Genomic DNA, 2,757 nt, shown 5'->3' with positions numbered 1-2,757 from the left:
CCGTCGATGGCGTAAAAGGCATGGATGGCGTTACGTTCGAAGTAGGTCAGCCACTCCTTGCTCGGGTCCTGGTTGGCGAACCATTTCTGCCATTTCCCCTGCGAGCCGTCGATGGCTACCTGCCAGCCCTTTTCCTTCCGCTCCTGGGTGAATTGGTCGCTGTCCCAGTGCATGACCATGTACTTGTTCTGGTCGATGCACTGCGGCTTGGTCAGCGTCATGTAGATTTCCTGCGGATGGTGATAGTGGAAGGGGTAGGAGGTGTTGAACAGTTGCACGGTCATGCCGATCTCGGCGCCGACCTTCTCACCGTCGATCTCCTTGATGCGCAGGTTGCCCCACGGTCCCATCACTTCGGCATAGAGGTAGCCACCGCGGAAACGGTCGCTGCCGGCAGCCGGATTCTCCGCGTAGAACGGTATCCAGCCCACTGAAGACCACAGCGTCGGCAAGCCGTTGATGCTGATATCCCTTTTCCAGTGGGGCTTGGTGTCGGTGCGCGAGGTGACGGCGACGAAGTTTTCGTTGAGCTCCATTCCCGCCGCGCCAATTGCCCCGCCCATTTTTGCGTAATAGTCGGTCAGCAAGGGGCGGTTGAGCCATTGCGCTGTCGCCGACAGCTTCTGCACCGGCGCACTGGGCGTGTACAGCGCGAAGGCTGGATAGTCTTTTTGCGCATCGAAGCAGGCTTTCGCCTTCTCCGGCTCGGCGATGACGGCCTTGAGATGCTTGGCCAGCAGCTCCATATCGCGATAGCGCATGATGCAGCGGGTTTGCTGTTTGCCGGTTGCCGAATTATAGGTCTGGGTAGTGGCCTCGGCGGAATCCTTGCACTGGCCGCTCGGCGTCTGCAGCACCTTGAGGTACTCGTCGAGATAGATCAGCGACTCTTTCCAGAAGGCATCGACCAGTTTTTGCTCTTCGCTGCTGTACTGTTTTTGTTGCACATCGTCCTGACACTTGAAGTCCGCTGCCAGCGCTGACGTGCACGTCAGCGTCGCCGCCACCGCGAAACCCGTGATTTTCTTGCGCATTGTCTCTTCTCCTCACTATGGAATGGGTGTCGGATTCCCGCCTGCGCGGGATTCCTCTCTGCTACCGCTCTGCGGTCAGCGATTCACATCGACCACTACACGTCCCCGTACCTTGCCGTCGAGCAGCTGGCTGGCGACCGGAATGGCTTCGGCGAGGCCGATCTCGTGAGTAATCAGACCGAGCTTCGCAAGATCCAGATCGGTGGCCAGGCGCTGCCAGGCGACCAGTCGATCGGGACGCGGACACATGACGCTATCAACGCCGGCCAGGGTCACGCCGCGCAGGATGAAGGGCGCGACGGTCGACGGGAAGTCCATGCCGCCGGCCAGACCGCAGGCGGTCACCACACCGCGATACTTGGCAGAGGCACAGACGTTGGCCAGGGTATGGCTGCCGACGACGTCGACCGCCCCTGCCCAGCGTTCCCTGGCCAAGGGCTTGCCCGGTGAGGAAAAGGCCGCACGATCCAGTACTTCGGTGGCACCCAGGCGCTTGAGGTAGTCGCTCTCCTCCGACCGTCCACTGACGCCGACCACCGTATACCCGAGCTTGGACAACACCGCGACGGCGACGCTGCCGACGCCACCGGCAGCCCCGGTAACCAGGATTTCCCCCTTGTCCGGGGTCACCCCATGACGCTCCAGCGCGAGCACGCAGAGCATCGCCGTATAACCGGCGGTACCGATCGCCATCGCCTGCTGCGGCGAGAATTGCTTGGGCAGTGGTACCAGCCAGTCGCCCTTCAGGCGGGCTTTCTGGGCCAGGCCACCCCAGTGGCCTTCGCCGACGCCCCAACCGTTGAGGACGACCGCGTCGCCGACCCTGTTCTCCGGGTGAGTGGTTTCCTCGACCGTACCCACCAGGTCAACGCCAGGGACCATCGGGAACTTGCGAACCACCGGACCCCTGCCGGTGATGGCCAGACCGTCCTTGTAGTTGAGTGTCGAATGACTGACCCGCACGGTGACGTCGCCGTCCGGCAGCTGGGCCTCGTCGATGTCCCGCAATGTGGCCCGATAACCCGCGTCGTCCTTCTCGATCAGAATACCTTTGAACATTTCGTGCTCCTCCTGGTTGATTAGACCGCTCGTCTAATAATAGGTAAAAAAATCAGCGCGATGTCACGCCAGCAAAAAACCCATGCGAAAAAATATCGAGAGCCTCTGGTGTGCGCTCAAGCTTGGCCCGCAGCACCGCCCCCTCCCAACCGATCCAAAAAAATGCGGCCAGATCCTGGCAATCGGCGGCCGACGAAATCTCGCCGGCCTCCTGTGCTGCCAGGAGACAGCGCGCCACCCGCGCCTGCCAGTCGCTAAATACGCCGCCCAACTGGCCACGATACGATTCCGGCAGCGAACCCATCTCCTGGCCAAGGTTGCCGATCAGACAACCGCGCTGGTAATCGTACCTGGCCATCCCGGCCCGTGCGTTGGCGATGAAAGCGTGCAGACGGTCGAGAGGAGCGCGCGATTGATCGGCAAGAAAACGTTCCAGCTTGCGCGCGAAGTAGGCGCCGTAAGAATCGATCAAGGCGGCGCCGAAAGCCTCTTTGCTGTCAAAGTAATGGTAGAAGGATCCCTTGGGAACGCCGACACGGCGCAGGATTTCATCGATCCCTGTCGCCGAGAAGCCCTTTTCGGTGAGCGCTTCAACCCCCGCCCGCAGCAGCAACTCCCGGGTGGCGAACGGGCTGTCGGCGCGCTTCGGTGGGCGACCGCGACG

The 2,757-nt window shown here is 61.6% G+C and carries 3 protein-coding genes; all 3 read right to left on the bottom strand.

The window, feature by feature from the left end; genetic code table 11:
• A partial coding sequence (locus tag RUW20_RS01515; protein WP_313950427.1) for a dimethylsulfonioproprionate lyase family protein occupies positions 1-1,034 on the bottom strand: 1,034 nt, incomplete at its 3' end.
• 75 nt (positions 1,035-1,109) lie between these two features.
• Positions 1,110-2,093: an MDR family oxidoreductase gene (locus tag RUW20_RS01510; RefSeq protein WP_313950425.1), complete on the bottom strand. Its 984-nt coding sequence runs from the start codon at positions 2,091-2,093 to the stop codon at positions 1,110-1,112.
• Positions 2,094-2,145: 52 nt separating this feature from the next.
• Positions 2,146-2,757, bottom strand: a 612-nt coding sequence (locus tag RUW20_RS01505; protein WP_313950424.1) for a TetR/AcrR family transcriptional regulator, incomplete at its 5' end; no start/stop codon positions are given.

The organism is Accumulibacter sp. (assembly GCF_032229525.1).
In the GTDB taxonomy this organism is placed as follows: Bacteria; Pseudomonadota; Gammaproteobacteria; order Burkholderiales; family Rhodocyclaceae; genus Accumulibacter.
The sequence above is the reverse complement of the archived record's forward strand: the minus strand, read 5'-3'. Positions and strand labels throughout refer to the sequence as shown.

Excerpts from the sequence above, each read along its gene's own strand:
- RUW20_RS01510 (WP_313950425.1), bottom strand. The coding sequence starts at position 2,093 with ATGTTCAAAGGTATTCTGATCGAGAAGGACGACGCGGGTTATCGGGCC.